The 19,634-nt window shown below is 56.6% G+C and carries 15 protein-coding genes; 6 read left to right on the forward strand and 9 right to left on the reverse strand.

Going from position 1 to position 19,634, the window contains the following annotated elements:
- Nucleotides 1-3: 3 nt before the first annotated feature.
- The 3 genes from CE153_RS07235 to CE153_RS07245 form a co-directional block, all read right to left on the reverse strand.
- Nucleotides 4-648, reverse strand: a complete 645-nt coding sequence (locus CE153_RS07235) for an anthranilate synthase component II (RefSeq protein ID WP_039196538.1) — start codon at nucleotides 646-648, stop codon at nucleotides 4-6.
- A 188-nt stretch (nucleotides 649-836) separates the two neighbouring features.
- On the reverse strand, nucleotides 837-1,928 hold the full coding sequence (locus tag CE153_RS07240) for a class E sortase (protein WP_099595707.1): 1,092 nt from the start codon (nucleotides 1,926-1,928) through the stop codon (nucleotides 837-839).
- Nucleotides 1,929-1,967: 39 nt separating this feature from the next.
- Nucleotides 1,968-2,735, reverse strand: coding sequence for a DUF881 domain-containing protein (locus tag CE153_RS07245; protein WP_099595708.1), 768 nt, complete (start codon nucleotides 2,733-2,735; stop codon nucleotides 1,968-1,970).
- A gap of 90 nt (nucleotides 2,736-2,825) precedes the next feature.
- Between CE153_RS07245 and crgA the strand changes: the two genes are divergently transcribed.
- Nucleotides 2,826-3,338 (forward strand): cell division protein CrgA, encoded by a 513-nt coding sequence (crgA, locus tag CE153_RS07250; RefSeq protein ID WP_180753442.1) that lies wholly within the window; start codon nucleotides 2,826-2,828, stop codon nucleotides 3,336-3,338.
- A 265-nt stretch (nucleotides 3,339-3,603) separates the two neighbouring features.
- On the opposite strand, the gene CE153_RS07255 is transcribed toward crgA, so the two are convergent.
- Both CE153_RS07255 and CE153_RS07260 read right to left on the reverse strand, forming a co-directional pair.
- Nucleotides 3,604-5,004, reverse strand: coding sequence for a class I SAM-dependent methyltransferase (locus CE153_RS07255; RefSeq protein WP_099595710.1), 1,401 nt, complete (start codon nucleotides 5,002-5,004; stop codon nucleotides 3,604-3,606).
- Between the two features lie 377 nt (nucleotides 5,005-5,381).
- Nucleotides 5,382-6,176 (reverse strand): rhomboid family intramembrane serine protease, encoded by a 795-nt coding sequence (locus CE153_RS07260; protein ID WP_099595711.1) that lies wholly within the window; start codon nucleotides 6,174-6,176, stop codon nucleotides 5,382-5,384.
- A 186-nt stretch (nucleotides 6,177-6,362) separates the two neighbouring features.
- Here CE153_RS07260 and CE153_RS07265 point away from each other — a divergent pair, with 186 nt between their 5' ends.
- Nucleotides 6,363-6,590: a hypothetical protein gene (locus CE153_RS07265; RefSeq protein ID WP_080788031.1), complete on the forward strand. Its 228-nt coding sequence runs from the start codon at nucleotides 6,363-6,365 to the stop codon at nucleotides 6,588-6,590.
- Nucleotides 6,591-6,707: 117 nt separating this feature from the next.
- Here the strand turns inward: CE153_RS07265 and CE153_RS07270 are convergent, their stop codons facing one another.
- Nucleotides 6,708-9,152: a glycogen/starch/alpha-glucan phosphorylase gene (locus tag CE153_RS07270; protein ID WP_099595712.1), complete on the reverse strand. Its 2,445-nt coding sequence runs from the start codon at nucleotides 9,150-9,152 to the stop codon at nucleotides 6,708-6,710.
- Nucleotides 9,153-9,507: 355 nt separating this feature from the next.
- Here CE153_RS07270 and CE153_RS07275 point away from each other — a divergent pair, with 355 nt between their 5' ends.
- Nucleotides 9,508-9,945, forward strand: a complete 438-nt coding sequence (locus CE153_RS07275; protein WP_099595713.1) for a sterol carrier family protein — start codon at nucleotides 9,508-9,510, stop codon at nucleotides 9,943-9,945.
- Nucleotides 9,946-10,056: 111 nt separating this feature from the next.
- On the opposite strand, the gene CE153_RS07280 is transcribed toward CE153_RS07275, so the two are convergent.
- Nucleotides 10,057-10,437 carry a DUF3073 domain-containing protein gene (locus CE153_RS07280; RefSeq protein WP_099595714.1) on the reverse strand — a complete coding sequence of 127 codons (381 nt, stop codon included), beginning with the start codon at nucleotides 10,435-10,437 and terminating at the stop codon, nucleotides 10,057-10,059.
- Between the two features lie 127 nt (nucleotides 10,438-10,564).
- On the opposite strand from CE153_RS07280, the gene trpS reads away from it, so the two are divergent.
- Nucleotides 10,565-11,665: a tryptophan--tRNA ligase gene (trpS, locus tag CE153_RS07285; protein ID WP_065446534.1), complete on the forward strand. Its 1,101-nt coding sequence runs from the start codon at nucleotides 10,565-10,567 to the stop codon at nucleotides 11,663-11,665.
- A gap of 120 nt (nucleotides 11,666-11,785) precedes the next feature.
- Here the strand turns inward: trpS and CE153_RS07290 are convergent, their stop codons facing one another.
- Nucleotides 11,786-13,414: a sodium/proline symporter gene (locus CE153_RS07290; protein WP_099595715.1), complete on the reverse strand. Its 1,629-nt coding sequence runs from the start codon at nucleotides 13,412-13,414 to the stop codon at nucleotides 11,786-11,788.
- A gap of 309 nt (nucleotides 13,415-13,723) precedes the next feature.
- A complete protein-coding gene (locus tag CE153_RS07295; protein WP_236824354.1) occupies nucleotides 13,724-15,460 on the reverse strand; it encodes a threonine/serine ThrE exporter family protein in 1,737 nt (578 codons plus the stop codon).
- A gap of 361 nt (nucleotides 15,461-15,821) precedes the next feature.
- Between CE153_RS07295 and CE153_RS07300 the strand changes: the two genes are divergently transcribed.
- On the forward strand, nucleotides 15,822-18,578 hold the full coding sequence (locus tag CE153_RS07300) for a phosphoenolpyruvate carboxylase (protein WP_099595716.1): 2,757 nt from the start codon (nucleotides 15,822-15,824) through the stop codon (nucleotides 18,576-18,578).
- A 352-nt stretch (nucleotides 18,579-18,930) separates the two neighbouring features.
- Nucleotides 18,931-19,626, forward strand: coding sequence for a carbonic anhydrase (locus CE153_RS07305; RefSeq protein ID WP_099595717.1), 696 nt, complete (start codon nucleotides 18,931-18,933; stop codon nucleotides 19,624-19,626).
- The last annotated feature ends 8 nt before the right edge of the window (nucleotides 19,627-19,634 follow it).

Genomic DNA, 19,634 nt, shown 5'->3' on the forward strand with positions numbered 1-19,634 from the left:
CCTTCAGGCCGCGACCTTCGGCTGCAATCCGGCGGAACGCTCCACCGCGTTCTCCTGCCCGCACACCTTCAGCCAGTTCGCAAGCAATCGGTAGCCGTCTTGCGTCATCACGGATTCGGGGTGGAACTGCACCGCATACATCGGCTTGCTGCGGTGCTTGATGCCCTGCACGATGTGGTCGCTCTGCGTCCACGCGGTCACTACCAGCTCTTCCGGCACGGAATCAGGCTCCACTGCCAGCGAATGGTAGCGAGTGGCGACCATCGGATTGGCCACTCCTTCGAAGATCTCGTCGTCGATATGCTCCACCAGACTGGTTTTGCCATGCATGATGGTCGGCGCATGGCTTACGGTGGCGCCGAACACTTCGGCCAGTGCCTGCATGCCCAAGCAAACGCCGAACATGGGCTTGGATTGCTCCGCGCACAGACGAATCATGCCTTCGCTGGCGCCGGATTCCGCCGGAGCGCCAGGCCCTGGGGAGATCAGCACGCCGTCATATTCGTCGATCACACCGTCCTCGCCCGGGTCGATCGCATCATTGCGCACCACCGTCACCGTGGCACCCAACGTCTTCAAATATCCGACGATCGTGTACACGAACGAATCGTAATTATCCACGACCAGAATGCGTGCGGAATCGGTCATCATGCTCCTATCGACGTTGGAATGCCAGCATCCAAATATTTCGAATCGTTCGAATGCTTCAAATCTCTCGAATATTCCGAATGCTTGCGTTGTGCGAATACTTGCGTTTGAACAGCAGTCTACGTACGCAACATGTCATGACATGACGTGCGTCTCACGCAGCAACCGCAGCAACTGCAAAAAACGCCTTATACGGCCGTGTAATTCGACATTTCTCGCAATGCCGGAATATTCGTCGCGGCCCATGGGAACAGCCATTCAAAGCATGATGCGGCCGCCGCGAAAATCAGCAACGCCATCAGCACGAGTCGAATCGGAAGCACGCCCGGCTGCAATCGCATCAATCCTCCGTACAGGCTGAATTCCGGCTTTTCACGACGTCCCGCACGCACGTCGGCGAGGTACGGCCAACGCCATGCCGCGAGCGCGGAAAGGAAGATGATCACGTATGCGGCGAGTGCGCCGAAAATCCACGGTTCAAGCGAGCTGACGGATGCGACGATCGACGATTTTTCGTTGTTGACGAATTTGACTTTGCCGTTGGAGTCGGTGGATGCGAGCTCCTGGGGAATGCCGTCGGATACTTTCGCCCAGTATGAGAATTCCGCGTAGCTGATCCAGCGGTGCGTCGGCGTGGAGTATTTCGGCTCGCACGTGGTCATGGTCAGCATGCGTTTGGTCGGTGTCGCGCCGGGATTTTCGGGGTTGGCGGCGACCACTTCGACGTCGGTCGGCAGCACGATTTCGTGGCTCGTGTAGTGGTACACGTACCAGTAATCCTGCGTGCGGATGATGATCGGGTCGCCTTCCTGCAGTTTGTCGACATCGCCGAGGGGCTGTCCGTAGCCGTTGCGGTGGCCTGCGAAGGCGAAGTTGCCGATTTGGCCGGGCATTTGCGAGTCTTTGTAGTGGCCGAGTCCGTGTTTGTTGAGTTCGGTGAGGGAGGTTCCTTCAACGAGGTTGCGTTGCCATTGGCTGCCGAATCGCGGAATGTAGACTTGGGCGATCAGTTCGCCTTCCTGCGCGCTTTGCGGTTGCGTTGGCGGGTCACCTTCCTGCGCCTGCGCGATGGTGACGTTGTCGGATTGGCCCGGGTCGGACCATGATACGGATTGACGCGTTTCGATTTGGTTGTGTTCGGCTTGCACGCCCGTCCACCACATTTGCCATGCGATGTAAAGCGCGCAGATGGCCGCTGCGGTCAGCATGAGTTCGGCGAGTATGCCGAGTATCGTCCAGACCACGCTTTTGCGACGTTGTTTGCGTGCCACGTGCTTCATCGTTTACTTCCCCTCTTGCGATTCCTGCACATCTTGTGATTACTGTGTTTCGCCCGTTTCCTTGTTCATCGCCTGTGCGTATTGCAGCGGCTGTTGCAGCGCGTCGGTCGCGTCGAAATGCAGTTTTTCTTTTTCGTCGACCTGCCAGCCCAAGCCGAACGCGCTGACGTACTGCCGGTATATGGTCACGTCCTGCGAACTGTCGAGCGCTTTTTTCATATTATCGACCGGCCCGATCGCGGAAATGGTGAATGGCGGCGAATACTTTTTGCCCTGCAGGAGCAACACGTTGCCGGAGCAGCGCACCGCGGAGTTGAAGAGCACGCGCTGGTCCATGATCATCATGGATTCCGCGCCGCCCGCCCACAACGCGTTCACTACGGCTTCGATGTCTTGCTGGTGCACCACGTAATCGTTGATGTTGGATGTCGACCCGCTGGAGTCGACCATGTTTTCCCAGAGCGGCGAGTCGTCGAGCGTAACCACGAGTCCGGGGCCTTCCACCGCGGGCAGCAGGGTGCCGTTGCCTGCGCTTTCGCTGTCTTTCAAGTCGGTGTCGTCCTGGCTGCTCAGTGTTTTGCTCAGATCGTTCACGCGGGAGCTGAGCGCGTCGACTTCCGTCTGCAGGGAGTTGACTTTTTTCACGCGTTGTTCCACGAGTTCGGCGGTATCGTTGGACACCACGACGGAACGGTTCACGCGCAGGTTCGTGGCGAGTAGGAATCCGGAGAACATGAGCACGAGGAATGCCACCGCTCCGGCCACTTTCGACCGTTTCGCGGCGTGCTTTCCGGTGTGCTTCGCCATGCGGACCTTCCTGATTCCTGTTAAGCATTCGCTGTGATTGAGAACAGTTTTTACGCTGTAAGTTCGCCGCTTTCGAGTCTACCCACTATTATGACTTTTAGCCTATTAAAGGAGACTATGCTGATGGCTGACGAAGAGCTGCACGAAACCACCGCGGACGATCAGAACGATCTGCAGTCCACGGGTGACACCGCTGCCGTTGAAGAGGGCAACGAAACCGTTCAGGATGCCGCTGAGGAAACCACCGTCGAATCCGCTTCCACTGATTCCGACGACGATGACGATCTCGACATTCCGATGGACCGCGTCGAAGCGGTGCTGAACGCCACTGTCGACAAGGATGCTCTGACCCCGCAGATGCAGCGCATGATGAACCGTCAGGCGGAAAACACCCGCCGCGTGGAGGAGACCATCAAGGGCACCAAGTCCAATCCACGCTGGTTTGTGCCTCTGTTCTGCACGCTGATGGTCATCGGCCTGATTTGGGCCGTGGTCTACTACCTAACCTCTGACTACCCGATTCCGAACATCGGCGCATGGAATCTGGCCATCGCGTTCTCGATCATCATGATCGGATTCATCATGACCATGTGGTGGCGCTGACCCACCGTTTCGCGTTTACTGTTTAGGCAGCCTCAGTAGCACGTTTGAAGCGAGGGCGTCTGCACTTCTTCGTACAGTCAGACGCCCTTTTCGCATACCCTTTTTACGATCCTTTCGCAAGCTTTTCGTAATTTTTCGCACTTGTCGTGCTTTCGGTGAGATTGCGTAATCTTTCGGACACTATCATCTTTCGCAATCGTCTTGCTATTTCTGCGACTCGCCTATCACTTGTCTCGTGCTTTTTCTCAATTTCCGGTTTGCTCGTTCAGATTTTCGACGTGCGCAGCAGCACATGACCGCCACCTTGCATGGTGGTACCAAACAGGTAGACCGTTCCACCGTCGGCAAGCTTCAATTTCTTGCGTAACTGCGGTGCCGTAAGCGGGAAATTACGTACCGCGATATTCGCTTGTTTCATACCATTCAGCAATCGTTTTGTATCTTTTTTATTCATGCTTCCGACTGCTTCAATCGCAAATCCTCGTCCCGGAAAATCGGCTATCTGCTGTTCCGACACGAACAAATGGCTGCTCGGACCAATCTGCGTCACACCGAATCGTTCTTCGACCAGATCGAAACAGCCGGCCTTCATAATCGACGCATTCGGCTCATACAAGTACCTTTTCGCATCCGGCAGCGGTTTGCCGCCAATGCGCAGGCCTTGCGTATATTTGGCGGAATCATAGTCGATCCGCTGATCGTCGTTCACGCAGAACACGTGCGGCGCAAGACGCCGGTACGAACCCGCACCATCCACGCTGTCGCGCGCATTCGCCTGCGCCGGCCGTCCCAGTACCAGCAGCAGTTCCTTGCATTCGTTGCCGGTGGCCACGATATGCACTTCGCGTACGGCCCCGTCGAAATCGACGACTGCTTTGCGCCAGTCAAGCATCGGCGAGAGTTTGACCAACGTGAAGCGCGATTTGGCGAGCAGCAGGTCGCGCAATTCGAGCACATTCGGTGTGCAATCTTCGATGGCGTAAGTGCGCGAGCCATGCTCGTCGCGACGGGCCGGATCAAGGTAGATAAAGTCCACCGGATCCATCTGACTGAGGTATTCCACACCGTCGCCGCACACGATGCGAGCCTGGTCAAGCCCCAGCGCGGCCATATTGTGTTCGGCCAGTTCGCACAGGTGCCGTTGCCGTTCCACATAAGTGGCTTGGCTGAATCCGCGCGCCAGATACGAGAAGTCCACCCCGAACCCGCCCGTCAGATCCACCATAGCCCTCTTCGCCACCAATGTGTCCGATTCTCCAGAATCGGACATCCGTAAGCCCGCTTTAGCCTCTTGAGTGTCCGATTCGGCAGAATCGGACAAGTGGAGCGCACTTTTTGCCGTTTGCATGTCCGATTCGGCAGAATCGGACACTCTGGCGTACACGGTTGCGGATGGTACGAGCAGGGTTTGTGTGATTTCGGACTTGTATTGGGCGGTGAACTGTGAGGAGCACTGCTCCATGGAAATGTGCGGAGGGTATACGATTCCCTCGCAGGAGGCCCATTGCGGCAGTTTTTTGCTTGCGATCTGCCATCCGGCGATCTGGTCGAGCGCCAACGGCAAATCGAGTCCGTCTACGCGCTTGGCTTTCAACGCCAGTTCGCGCACGTCCTCGTCGCGATGCATCGCCACGAATTCGCGCGTCTTGTCATTCATGATTGTCATTGGTGACGCACCTGATTTCGTTTTGTTGATTCGTCATCTATTATGGGGATTTTTTAGTTTCGCAATATGTGGATAAGTCGTGGATTATTGTGGACGAATGTGGATAGCGTCTATATCTTGTGGACAGCCTTGCGGCCATCCACAAGATATAGAACGGCATTTTTCCCCATTTTTTCGCCATGCACAGACGGTTTATCCACATTTTCCACCGTTGAAAAGCCGGGGAATTCGCCGTTTTGTGAATATCTCTGTGGATAATGCACCGAGTTATCCCCGGCTTACCCACAGTTCAACCCTCACTTATCCACAAGGTTATCCACAAATGTGGATAACTGCATATCCGCAATTTCCCCGAATACGTTTTTTCTACCTACCGACTAGAAGAACATACCAAGAAGGGGGTTTACGCGAAATGGATTACCCATATTGCATACGACGACAATCGCAATAATCACGACCAACATGATTGCGCCGTAAATCAGCGTGCGCTGCTGCAGGCTTTTGCCGCGCAACGCATGCAGGCCCGAAACCAGCAGCCAAGCGAACACGCCTCCGATGATGAATCCGCCAACATGCGCCTGCCATGCGATGTTCGGCGTGATGATCGGCATCAGGAAGTTGATGAGCATCCAGATCATCATGGATCGAATATCGATACCAATGCGCTGGTATACCACCAGAATGGCCGCGAACAGGCCAAATAGCGCACCGGAAGCGCCGTATGAAGATGTTACCCAACCGTCTTGCGAAAACAGTGCCCAGACCATCATGCCGGCACCTCCGCCGAGTCCTGACAGCACATATAGCGCGAGGTATGGCAGATGCCCCATCATGCGTTCCAATACGGGCCCGACGCACCACAAAGTCAGCATGTTGAAGAGAATGTGCCATAGGGAGGCCGGCTGGTGCAGGAACATTGACGTAATGAAGGTCCATGGGCGGTGGGTCGCCAGCGCGGGCATGAATACGCCTGCGCCGACGAACGAGTTGTAGCTGGCCGGCCAGGCGATTTTCAATAGTGTTTCGACAATCCAGACCGCGACGCATATCACCATGATCGCGACGGTGATCACGGGATCGCCGTTGCGCCAGCGGTACCTCATGGAACGTGCAGAGAAGAGGTCTTTGAACGACGGGGAATCGGGAAACAGACTGAAACGTTGATAAGCCATGTTTCAACCCTACTGGAACGTGCGAATCCGCGAATCCGCGAAATCATTGCAAATGATTGCATTCTTGTGAATCCTCGGCGCGTAAATCCACCCAATCAACACATTCAAGGAATTAATATAGTGAACAGAGTTGGCTTGAACGAGCAGGTCAGCCAATGTTCGCCGATATTTGGGAAAGGAGCCGTCATGGAGAACAAGTCTTCTAACGGTTGGAAGTTCTTCGCACTGCTCTTCGGAGCTTTGCTTGCCGGTGTCATCGGTCTGTATGTGTACAAGCAGCAGAATCCGGATTACGATCCATGGGAGGAGCCGTGGGAGAACAGCTCGTCTCCTGTCGATCTTGGTCTGACCAAGGATGCCGAAGAAGCCAAGGAAGCCGACACTGAGGCCGCTGCCGCTCCCGAAGCCGCCTGATTCCTACTTCTTTTCAAAGCCCTGCCGCCCTTTCGCGCAGGGCTTTTTGTTATTTAGACACAAAAAGGGACGATTCCAAAGAATCGTCCCTTCGTCATCACGCCTTATCTAGCGCTATCAGGCGAGCGGACCCGTCTTCCAGATGCGCTCGAGGTAATCCTCCATCGAACGATCGGAGCTGAAGTAGCCCGAGTTCGCCACGTTGATGAGGGCCTTGCGGTTCCATTCGAGCGGCTGGGCGTAGAGAGCCTCGATTTCCGACTGGATGGCGGTGTAGGCACCGAAGTCGGCGAGGGTCATGAACCAGTCCTTGGTGAGCCAATCGTGGACGAGGTCTTCGTACACGGTCTTGTCGCCGTTGGAGAAGGTGCCGTCTGCGACCATGTCGATGGCGGCCTTGAGGCGCGGATCGGCCTCGTAGTACTTCTTCGGCTCGTAGCCTTCGGCGTAGAGGGCGTCCACCTCGTCGACGGTCATGCCGAAGAGGAAGAAGTTCTCAGCGCCGACGCGCTCACGGATTTCGACGTTGGCACCGTCGAGGGTGCCGACGGTCATGGCACCGTTGAGAGCGAACTTCATGTTGCCGGTACCGGAGGCTTCCTTGCCGGCCTGGGAGATCTGCTCGTCAAGGTCGGTGGCCGGGATGAGGTGCTGTGCGAGGCGAATGTTGTAGTTCCACGGGAAGTAGACGTTCAGCTTGCCCTTGACGTCCGGGTCGTTGTTGATGACGCGGGCGACGTTGTTGATCAGCTGGATGGTCTGCTTGGCCAGATAGTAGCCCGGAGCGGCCTTAGCACCGAACACGATGGTACGCGGCATGACGTCGTCTGCAGAGATCTTGCCGGACTTGATGTCGGCGTAACGTGCGATCACGGCGAGGATCTTCAGTGCCTGACGCTTGTATTCGTGCAGACGCTTGACCATGGTGTTGATCATGGTGTTCGGGTCGATGTCGAAGCCGTATTCGCGCTTGGCGTAGTTGGCGAAGTCAACCTTGTTGGCCTGCTTGACGGCAGCGAACTTCTTGACGAATTCGTCGTCTGCGGCAAGCGGTTCGAGGCCTTTGAGCAGTTCGAGGTCGCTCACCCACTTGTCGGTGCCGAGGCCTTCGGTGATGAGGTCGGACAGGCGCGGGTTGGCGAGCTTGACGAAGCGGCGAGGGGTCACGCCGTTGGTCACGTTGGTGAACTTGTCGGGATACACGTCGGAGAAGTTCTTCAGGGTGACGTCCTTGAGCAGCTGGGAGTGCAGCTCGGCAACGCCGTTGACGTGGGAGCCGCCGTAGGTGGCCAGATAGGCCATGCGCACGGAGTCGCCGGTGTAGATGGCCATGTCCTTGATGGTGGCTTCGTCGACGCCCTTGGTCTTGAGCTCGGCTGCGAACTGGTCCTGGATCTTCTCGATGATTTCGAGGTGACGCGGCAGAAGTTCGCCGATGAGCTTGGACGGCCACACTTCCAAGGCTTCCGGAAGCAGGGTGTGGCAGGTGTAGTTGAAGGTCTTGTTGGTGACAGTCCAGGCGGTATCCCAATCGTAGCCGTACTCGTCCATGAGGACGCGCATGAGCTCCGGGATGCCGATGACCGGGTGGGTGTCGTTAAGCTGGAAGGTGATCTTGTCTGCGAAGGTGGTCAGATCCGGCTTGTCCTGGCCCGGGTAGAAGACGCGGATGGCGTCATGGATGGAGGCGGACACGAAGAAGTACTGCTGCTCGAGACGCAACGCCTTGCCCTGCGGGGTGGAATCCTCCGGATACAGGATCTTGGAGATGTTTTCCGCTTCGACCTGCGGCTTGACGGCATCAAGGTACTCGGACTTGTTGAAGGTGAGCAGGTCGAACTCGTCGTAGCTCTTGGCGGTCCACAGGCGAAGGGTGTTCACACGGCCGGAAGCATAGCCCGGAACCATGTAGTCGACCGGGACTGCACGCACGGACCAAGCCGGCTTCCAAACCTTCTTGCCGTTCTCTTCGACGACTTCGCCGCCGAAGGAGACCTTCTGGTCGCGGTTGTAGTCGATGTGGCCCCATGGCTCTTCGTTGGTCAGCCAGTAGTCCGGGGTTTCGATCTGCTTGCCGTTTTCGTCGAACTTCTGCTCGAAGATGCCGTACTTGTACTGGATGCCATAACCGAATGCCGGCACGCCCAGCGAAGCGAGCGAATCGATGAAGCAGGCGGCCAGACGGCCGAGACCACCGTTGCCGAGGCCTGGCTCGTGCTCGGCGTTGACGACGTCCTGCACGGAGAAGCCGAGTTCCTTGACCGCGGCATTGAACTGCTCGGTCAGACCGGCGTTGAGCAGAGCGTTGCGCAGCTGCTTACCCATTAGGAATTCTGCGGACAGGTAGCCGACTGCCTTGGTGTTGCCATTGACCATGTCAGCCTGGGTCTTGAACCAGGAATCCATGAGGTGGCGTCGCACCGCGGCGGACGCGGCGACATACACGTCGGCCGGCTTGGCCTGTTCGACGGTGACGCCCTGGGTGTACTTCAGCTGCTCGCGGATCTCATCTGCGAACTGCTCCGCGGTAATCGCGGACTTCGGTGCGGTAATTTCAGTCATTAATCGACTCCCTTTGACGGATTACTCTCCAGAAACATTATGCCTTGCTCCAGCGTCCTTGCATTAGCGGCTACATGAACACTAAGTAACATCATGCATACGTTCTCATACATAGCATACTACATAATCAGAAAAAAGACGAAATTTCAAGCGATTACAGGTCAGCATTCGTTTGCAAAAATGATGCAAACCGGCTGCCAAAACGTTGTGAACAACATGCAAACGACATGCAACAAAATTGAGAACGCTGTCAGCAATCGCAAATATTTTTCCTCTCTTCACACCCCTATTCAGTTGTGACTACGCTGTCTGCAACACCCCATCATAGTCGCTTGCAAGCGACAAAATAACACGTATGGCTGTTATTCGAGAACAAGATCTGCATAAGGGACATGACGCATTTGCGCAATGGCTGCAAACGTCTCATCGCATGATCGCCGACGGTATTCCCGCAAATACCGACGCGGCACGCGATTTCCGTCTGGAATTCTCTCCACGATTGCCACGCCAGCTGTGGGCGATGGCGGTGCGCTACTCGCTGCATCTGCTGGAGAAAAAAGCGCCCGGAGAGGGCGTGGAAGTGCGTGTCGCACCGTGGGGTGCCATCAAGATTCTCGACGGACCGGCATCCGATCCGCATAATCTCACGCCGCCGGATGTGATCGAACTGGAACCGGACGTGTGGATGAGACTCGCCACGGGCATTACCAGCTGGGCTGAGGAGAAGGAGGCGGGACGCATCACGGCCGTTGGCGAACGCGACGATTTGAGTAGCTTGCTGCCGTTGGTGTGACGGGCTGCGAGAAGACCGTCACAGGCGCAAAAACGCATAGCAAAACCGCGATGTGGATACACCCAGCAGGCATATCCGCATCGCGGTTTCACAAAGTACCTGATATGCCGATTAGTCCTGCTTCTTCGGCTTCAGCGCGCTGGGCATCGGCATCGGGATGGGCTTGTGTGGTTTCGGTGCGGCGGACTTGGTTGCCGGGAACTCTCCGCTCGTGGCCTTCGCCGCCGCCTCTGCGGCCCACTTCGCATACTCGTCGAGGTCATCCTCGGCGTCGGTCTGCGCGGACTCCTGAGCATCTTCAGAAATCTCATCTTCAGCGTCCGCATCGTGAGAATATTTTGCTTCGACATCGGCGAAAGGATCGAAAGAACCCGAACCAGGCTCCTGGGCGCCGAGCTCCTTGGCGAGCTCATCGTAGTCGGTGTCGGTGGTCAGGTACTTGAGCTTTCGGGCTATTTTCTGCTGTTTGGCTTTCTGACGTCCGCGGCCCATCTGACCCCCTGAGGATTACTGTGCTATCAATTCATCAAACAAGAGAGTACCACTTGTTATGCCATATTTCGTTGTCGGCTCAGACTTTTACGATAAAATCGCTGATTTTCTTAAGAAAAGGACACGTATGACGGACGAAACCCAGGAGCAGCAGATCACCGCTGTCGGCAATGAAATGAGCGCGAGCTTCCTCGCAGCGAAGAAGCGTTCCGACGCAACGCTCGCCGCAATCGAACAGAATCCGGGCAAGTTCACCATGCTTACCGGCGACCGTCCGACCGGACGTCTGCATCTCGGCCATTATTTTGGTTCGATTCGCGAGCGCGTCGCCATGCAGAATCGTGGCGTGAATTCGAATATCATCATCGCCGATTATCAGGTGATCACCGATCGTGACACGACCGAGCATATCGAAGACAATGTGCTCAATTTGGTGCTTGATTACATGGCTGCCGGCATCGATCCGGAAAAGACCATGATTTTTACGCATTCCGCCGTTCCTGCGGAGAACCAGCTGATGCTGCCGTTCCTGTCGTTGGTGACTGAGGCCGAGCTGCATCGCAATCCTACGGTGAAGTCGGAAATGGAAGCTTCCGGCCATGCGCTGACCGGCCTGCTGCTGACTTATCCGGTGCATCAGGCATGCGACATTCTGTTCTGCAAGGCCAATGTGGTGCCGATCGGCAAGGATAACCTGCCGCATGTCGAGATCACGCGCACCATCGCGCGTCGTTTCAACGAACGTTACGCCAAGAAGCATCCGGTGTTCCCCGAGCCGGCTGCGATTCTGTCTGAAGCGCCGGAGATTCCAGGCTTGGATGGCCGCAAGATGAGCAAGTCGTACGGCAATTCCATCATGTTGGGCGCCACCGCGCAGGAGACCGCCAAGCTCATCAAGAAGAGTCCGACCGATTCCGAGCGTCGCATCACGTTCGATCCGATCGCACGTCCGCAGGTTTCCGCACTGCTGACGACCGCCGGTTTGGTCACCGGTCGTGATCCGAAGGAGATCGCCGAGGAGATCGGCGATTCCGGTGCAGGCGCGCTGAAGGCGTATGTGATCGAATCGGTGAATAGCTTCCTTGAGCCGCATCGTGCCCGCCGCGAGGAACTCGCCAAGGATATGGATTACGTGCGCGATGTGCTCGCCGAAGGCAACAAGAAGGCCAACGCCATCGCCAACGAAACCTTGGAGCAAGTCCGCGATGCCATGGGCATGCGCTACTAAAGCTCCAGAAACGCCATAATCATGCTTTAAACAGCGTTTCAGCATCGACAAAGGCCGGATTGCGTATTGTGCAATCCGGCCTTTGTTGCGTTTGAGTGGCATGTGCCACATTATGTTTGATTAGATTTGCGCGCGCTTTTCGCCGGAAGCGATTTCCGCTGCAACCAAATCGTCATCCACCTTGCGATCATCGGGATCATCAAGATAATGATCGAACTCGTGCAACACTTCAGCATCGGGAGCCGGAGTCAACAACGACACCACCACAATGAACAACAGTGAGATGATGAACGCCGGAAGCAGCTCGTAAATAGCGAAGACACCACCAAGCGGCTTGATGAAATTATGCCAAATCAGCACGGTCGCAGTACCGGAAAGCATGCCTGCAATCGCACCGAATTTATTGGTACGACGCCAATACAGCGAACACAGCATCAGCGGACCGAATGAAGCGCCCAAACCAGCCCACGCATACGAAACAACTTGGAAAATCGACGAATTCTGATCGAATGCAACCACAATGCCGAAAACGAACATAACCAGCAGTGTGATGCGGGCAACCATCATCACCTGACGATCAGTAGCCTTGCGGTAGAGCAATCCGCGGAAAATATTCTCACCAACCGCGGAAGCACCGATAATCAGATACGATGAAGACGAACTCATGGACGCGGCGAAAATGCCCGATACCACGATGCCGCACATGAAGCTTGGCAGCAGCGCCTGCGAAACCACAATGAAAATGTTCTCCGCAGCGGACTGCGTGACGAACTGCGTCGGCATCATCGCACGGCCGACCAAGCCAATGCACACGCCGCATGCAAGCGACACCACACACCATGTGGTTGCGATGATACGGGACTTTTTGATCTCTTCGGAACTGCGGATCGACAGGAATCGCACGAGCACCTGCGGCATACCGAAATAGCCAAGGCCCCACGCAAGCATGGAAATCATGGTGATCACGCCGTATTCGGTAGGAGCGCCGAACATGGCCTGACCGGCTTTGATGATCTGCTCGCCGGCATCGTTCAGGATTGGCGTGGCCATTTGCGTGCCGTCAAGGAATCCTGGAATGCCTTTGAGGAAGGCGACGGTGTTGTCGACGCCGCCGACGGACGCCACGGAACCGATGAACACCACGGCCAGCGCGAAGAACATGAGCAAGCCTTGGATGAAGTCGGTCACGACCACGGAAAGATAGCCGCCGATCAAGGTGTAGGCGAACACGATGGCCGCACCGATCACCATGGTCAGGTGGTAGTCCCAGCCGAACAGGGTCGAGAAAAGTTTGCCGACCGTCACGAAGCAGCTGCCGACATACACGCAGAAAAATACGAGGATGATCAACGCCGCGATGGTGGAGACGATGTTGCGTTTGTCATGGAATCGTTTGGAGAAGAAGTCCGGAATGGTAATCGCGTCACCTGCCACCACGGAGTAGCGGCGCAAACGCCGTGCGACGAGCTTCCAATTGAGGTAGGTGCCGAGAGCCAGGCCGAGGGCCGTCCACAGCGGGTCGGCGGCACCGGTGAAGTAGGCGACGCCCGGCAGACCCATGAGCAGCCAGCCGCTCATATCGGAGGCTTCGGCACTTAAAGCCGTCAGCCACGGACCAACGCCACGACCGCCCGCGAAATACTGACGGGTGGAGGAATTGGACCGCTTGGAGTAGATGAAGCCGATGGTGAGCATGGCCACAAAATAGATGACCATCGCCAGCAGCACCCAAAAATCTTTGGTAACCATGAATTCTCTCTTCTTAGATTTCTAGCCGAATTTCTTTCGAATCTCTTTCTTCAAATCTCTGTCGAAACGAATTTCTTTCGAATCTCTTCTGAAAAATATGCGATTGTCCCAATGTACCGGTCGGACATTGCAACAATCGCATTTATCTCATTTACTCGCCCAAATTCCGAAATTCTGCGAGTTGTTATGCACCGTTCTGGATTCTAGGGAAAATTTGGCAATGCGTGCGGTACCAAGGCGTACCGAAGGAAGGCGTACGAAGGTACGTCGACTAAGAAACAACGCAGATAACGCTCCATTGCCAGATTTTCAGATGTCGTATCTCCAAGACTTATCGGTGATAACGCGGGCCATGGCTAGGCCGATCGGCAGGCAGATAATCACCATGAAGGCGCGGAAAGCCCAGTCGAGGGCGTTCAAGGTGTCGAATTGGCCGAGGTGGAACATGGCTTGATACATGTACAAACCGGGAACCATGATCACAATGGACGGCACGGTCAGGCAGATGCGCGGGTAGCCGAGATGTGGGGCGAGCCAGCTGCGATGAACCGCGGAACGCCATGCGGAGGCGAGCAGGCCTGCGAGCAGTGCGCCGATGAATGCGCCGGCTTCGGCGGGAACTCCCATGTCAACGATTTCCAAGCGCAAGGTGTCGGTAATGGCGCCAATAGTGGCGGCCACAAGACACATGCGCTGCGGAGAATTGAACATAGTGGAGAAGCCCCAGACGCCGATGAATGCGAACACGAAACGCAACAGGCAATTGACAACCGGATTGAGTCCCAACGGCTCGAATCCTTCCGGATTCAAATGCACGATCGAAGCGACCATCCACCCTGCGAGCGTCGCCATCAAAATAATGCACAACACGTACGCAACGCGCTGAATACCTGACGGAAAATCAATCTTCGCCATATCAAGTCCGCCCGTAATCAACGGGAATCCAGGAATCACAAACAGCATGGCACCGATGTAAGCCGTGTCATGCTGCAATGCGACGGGCTCGAAAATACCAATCAATCGCAGGGTGCCCGTGCAGGCGAGTGCCGCGACGGCCACGCATACGAACGTCACAAAGAACTGGTTGAGATGGTGGGCGAACAGGCGGCGGCGCAGCCAGTGGCCAAGTCCCGCGCCAATGAACGCGCCGATCATGTCGAAGGGGCCGCCGCCAAGCAGGAACACGAAGGATGCACAGGCGCAGGCCGAGGCGAATCCTGCAAATGCCGGCGAATACAGGGGCTTGCGCCGTTCGATCATGTTGAGTCGTTCGTGCGCTTGACGAACGGTGATGCCTTGCGATTGGTCCGCTTCTTTGCCGACATGGTCGAAATGTTCGGCGTATTGGCCTTTTGGCGGCTTATGATTGCGATTTTTGCGCGCTTTTTTCGTGGTCGATTCGCTTGACGTAACGTTGGCCGCGCTGGCGGTTTCACGCTTGGTTTCACGTTCAGCTTCACGTTCACCGCGATTATGCTCGCTTGCCGCTTCAATGTCACGCAAGTGCAACGGCTGCGCGGTGGTATCGGTCGCTTCGGCGCGCTCCGTCACCATTTCAAGCGCGTCAAGCACGGGATCGTCGGATCCCTCCTGATTCTGTTCGGCTTTCTGACGTTCGCGAAGACGCTTCGACAGGTCGGCCGACACCTGCGACGCATCACGCTTGTCGAGATGCTGCATAAGCCCTTCTGACACGTCGGATTGGCTGTGGTACATCGATCCTTTGCCGAGGTTCACGTTGAACCAGTCAGCGAAGTGTTCGAGCAGCCAAATGCGTTCCGTATTGACGCCGGTGGTTGGCAGGTCGATGACTTCGGTGATGCGGTCTTTGCCGTCGGTGCAGGAGGCTTCGATGTCGGTGAGGTTCACGTCGGCGCGTACGTGCACGCCGAGCGGGTAGGCGATGCGGTGCATCATTTCGCGGACACGGAAACTTCCGGTGCCCGCGCCGAGATCGAGCATGCCGACGCGTACGATCACGCTGGCTTTTGCTGCGATTCCCGCTTCAGCAACCGGCTTGTCCCAATCCCGTTCAATATCTTCCATATCGAGCGGAATGGAGTGTGTATGGAATTTGCTGACGGCCGAAGCGCTTTTTTCCGCGCTTTCGAAATTCGTCTCATGTTCATGTTCGTATTGTGCGCTCACAAGTTCAGGTCTAACGTGTGGGCTGGTCGGAGGATTTTCGAAATTTCCGTCGATTTCACCTTGTGGACACCACTGGACCACGATGCGGACATTTTCGGTATTTCCGTAACCAAACTGTCGATTTGCCGCGCATACAATGGTTGTGCATTACCGACCGAACTTAGGGCTGTGGGCTCGCAACAGATGGCCAAAACAATCGCGGAGGTGCCGCGAAGGACCAACAGACCGGGCAACCCGATGGTTCGGAGAAGGAGATCTGATGGCAGATAATAATCAACAGATCACGCCTGCGGACGCAGCTATCGTCTCGTCCGGCACGGGAACCAAGGGTCCCGAAGAGCGCGATCTTCCCGCATCCCTCAAAGAAGAAATGGATCTGTGTCTGCAGATTCTTCGCGAGGTCCTCGGCGAATTCGACGAAAAGCTGCTGGCGACATTCGATGAGGTGCGCGAATACGCACTGAATGCCAGCGCCGAACGCTTCGCCGGCATTCTGACTGATACCAATTCCGAGCAGGACGACCTGCAGAACGCGGTCAACACCATCGACAAGATGAATGTTGAAGACTCACAGCTGCTGGCCCGCGCATTCACGACCTACTTCCATCTCGCCAATCTGTGCGAGGAGAACTATCGCGTTTCCGTGCTGCATCAGCGCGAATCCAAGGTTGAGGACACCGCGCCCGTCGATCCAGTCAACGAAATGACTTGCGCCTACCACCAGCTCATCAACGAGCTCGGTCCGGCCAAGGCAAAGGAACTGCTCGACCAGCTCGAGTTCCACCCGGTGTTCACCGCGCATCCGACCGAAGCCCGCCGTAAGGCCGTGGAAGGCAAGATTCGCCGTATCTCCCAGCTGCTCGAAGCGCATAAGCTGCTTGGCGGCTCGGACAAGAAGGAAAACTCCCGTCGTCTCTTCAACGAGATCGACGCGCTGTTCCGCACCTCCCCGATCGCACTGAAGAAGCCGACACCGGTTGAGGAAGCGGATACCATCCTCGACATTTTCGACAACACGTTGTTCTACACCATTCCGCAGGTCTATCGCCGTTTCGATGATTGGATCCTCGGAGACAAGGCCGGCCTGGTGCCGCCGGTGTGCCCCGCGTTCTTCCATCCGGGCAGCTGGATCGGTTCCGACCGCGACGGAAACCCGAACGTCACCGCCAAGGTGAGCCGTCAGGTGGCTCGCAAGTTCAGCGATCATGTGCTGGGAGCGCTCGAGATCGAGACCCGCCATATCGGCAAGAACCTGACCATGGAATCCACCACGACGCCGCCGAGCGCCGAGCTCAAGAGCCTGTGGAATCGTCAGAAGGAGATGAGCGAACGCCTTACCGACAAGGCAGCTCTGATCTCCACCAAGGAACTGCACCGCGCAGTCATGCTGGTTATGGCCGATCGTCTTCGCGCCACCATCGACCGCGATGTCGACCTGATGTACCATTCCTGCGAGGATTTCATCGCCGATCTGAAGATCGTGCAGCGTTCCCTCGCCGATGCCAACGCCAAGCGTTCCGCGTACGGCCCGCTGCAGGACCTCATCTGGCAGGCCGAGACCTTCGGCTTCCACATGGTCGAGATGGAGTTCCGTCAGCATTCCGTCGTGCATTCCCGTGCTCTGGAGGACATCCGCGAGCATGGCCTGCACGGTGAGCGTGGCGAGCTGCAGCCGATGACCCACGAGGTGCTCGACACCTTCCGCGCGCTCGGTTCCATCCAGAAGCGCAATGGCATCAAGGCCGCCCGCCGTTACATCATCTCCTTCACCAAGAGCGCCCAGAACATCAAGGACGTGTACGAACTGAACCGTCTGTCGTTCGCACGCCCCGAGGATGTGCCGACCATCGACGTAATCCCGCTGTTCGAACAGCTTGAGGATTTGCAGAATTCGGTGGACGTGCTTGAGGAAATGATCAAGATTCCTGAAGTGCAGGCTCGTCTGAAGGCCACCGGCGGCAAGCTTGAGGTCATGCTCGGCTACTCCGATTCCTCGAAGGATGCCGGCCCGACGTCTGCAACTCTGGCACTGCATTCCGCACAGGAGCGCATCGCCAAGTGGGCCGAATCGCACGATATCGACTTGACCCTGTTCCATGGCCGCGGCGGCGCCGTTGGCCGTGGCGGCGGCCCGGCCAATCGTGCCGTGCTCGCGCAGCCGGTCGGCTCCGTGAAGTGCCGTTTCAAGCTCACCGAACAGGGCGAAGTCATCTTCGCACGTTACGGCAACCCAATTCTAGCCATCCGCCACGTAGAATCCGTGGCGGCCGCAACGCTGCTGCAATCCGCTCCGAGCGTGGAGAAGCGTAACACCGACATGACCGAGAAGTATGCCGACATGGCAAGCAAGCTCGACGAAGTCGCACACAATCGCTTCCTGGATCTGCTGAATACTCCGGATTTCGCACCGTGGTTCTCCACCGTCACGCCGCTGACCGAAATCGGTCTGCTGCCGATCGGTTCCCGACCTGCAAAGCGTGGTCTCGGCGCCAAGTCCTTGGACGATCTGCGTACCATTCCGTGGATCTTCTCTTGGGCTCAGGCACGCATCAACCTCGCCGCATGGTATGGCCTCGGATCCGCCTGCGAGGCGTTCGGCGATCTCGCCACCCTACGTCAGGCGTATGAGGATTGGCCGCTGTTCTCGACGTTCATCGACAATATCGAGATGTCGTTGGCTAAGACCGACGAGCGTATCGCCAAGATGTACTTGGCACTCGGCGACCGTGAGGATCTCAACAAGAAGGTGCTCGACGAGATGGAGCTCACCCGCGAATGGGTGCTCAAGATCGTCGGCGACGAATGGCCGTTGCAGCACCGCCATGTGCTCGGCCAGGCCATCCGCATACGCTCGCCGTATGTGGACGCACTGTCTGTCACCCAGGTGCTCGCCCTGCGTTCGCTGCGTAAGCGCGTGGACAAGGAAGAGCTCACGCACGGACAGAAGGCGAACTACACCTACCTGATCCTGTGCACCGTGTCGGGTGTCGCAGCAGGCCTGCAGAACACCGGCTGATTTTCGGCTGACCGCCTGACAAAAGCGAGCGGGGAGGTTCCGTGCCAATAAACGGCGCGGGCCTCCCCGCTCGCGTTCCCGGATTCAACTTGTAAGCGCAACGCCTTCTTAAATTAGAAACTGAACACTTCCAAACCTAGACAAGGCGTTGCACGTCTATTTAGAATCCGGGGCAGTCGCTCGGTTGGATGAGTCCGGCACGATACCGTCAGAGCCAAGGAATAGCTGCGTGATTATCCCCAAGAAAACGTCCTCAGCCCCTGCCTTAGATGGCGATTCAATCGAAACAACTTCAGAAACACCGTTTATGATGAACCATAGCCTGTGATGAAATGACAAAGAGGTGGAATCAATGACGGACGAAACATTTGTGAACCAGAACGACGTGGAGGGCACGGCGAACGGCGTGTGGAGCCGCATGTTGGCGGGCAACCGTAGATTCACGGAAGGCAAGCTGGAACATCCGAACCGCAGTGCGGAAGCACGCAAGGCGGTTATCGACACGCATGAGCCGGATGCGGCGGTATTGAGCTGCTCTGATGCACGTGTCAGCCCCGATATTATTTTCGACGCAGGCATCGGCGATCTGTTCACCGTGCGCACGGCAGGGCAGGTCATAGACGATGCCGTGATCGCCTCTTTGGAATACGCGGTGGATGTGCTCGGCGTGCGCCTTTTGGTGGTGCTCGGCCATCAGAATTGCGGCGCGATCAAGCAGGCATGCAAGGAATACGAGGCGTTGTTGCACGAGTTGACCGCCGACGCGGAGGATTCGCTGATGGCCGCTGACAGCGTTGCCGACCTTGACGAACGTATTCTGAACGCGAAATCGCTGATGCTGCGCACCGTCGGTTTTTCGATTTGGCAGGCGCACGAGTCGGAGCTGGAATCGACGGAGGATTTCGAGCGCGTGCACATCGCACGCACCATCGAGCAACTGGTGGAGCAGTCCGAGGTGATTCAGCGCGCGCTGGCGGAGGATCGGCTGATGATCACCGGAGCACGCTACCAGCTCGACACCGGAAAAGTCGAAGTATTGAGCTTCTGATTTTCTAT

Origin of the sequence: Bifidobacterium sp. N4G05 (assembly GCF_002742445.1) — a bacterium.
GTDB classification, from domain to species: Bacteria; Actinomycetota; Actinomycetes; order Actinomycetales; family Bifidobacteriaceae; genus Bifidobacterium; species Bifidobacterium hominis.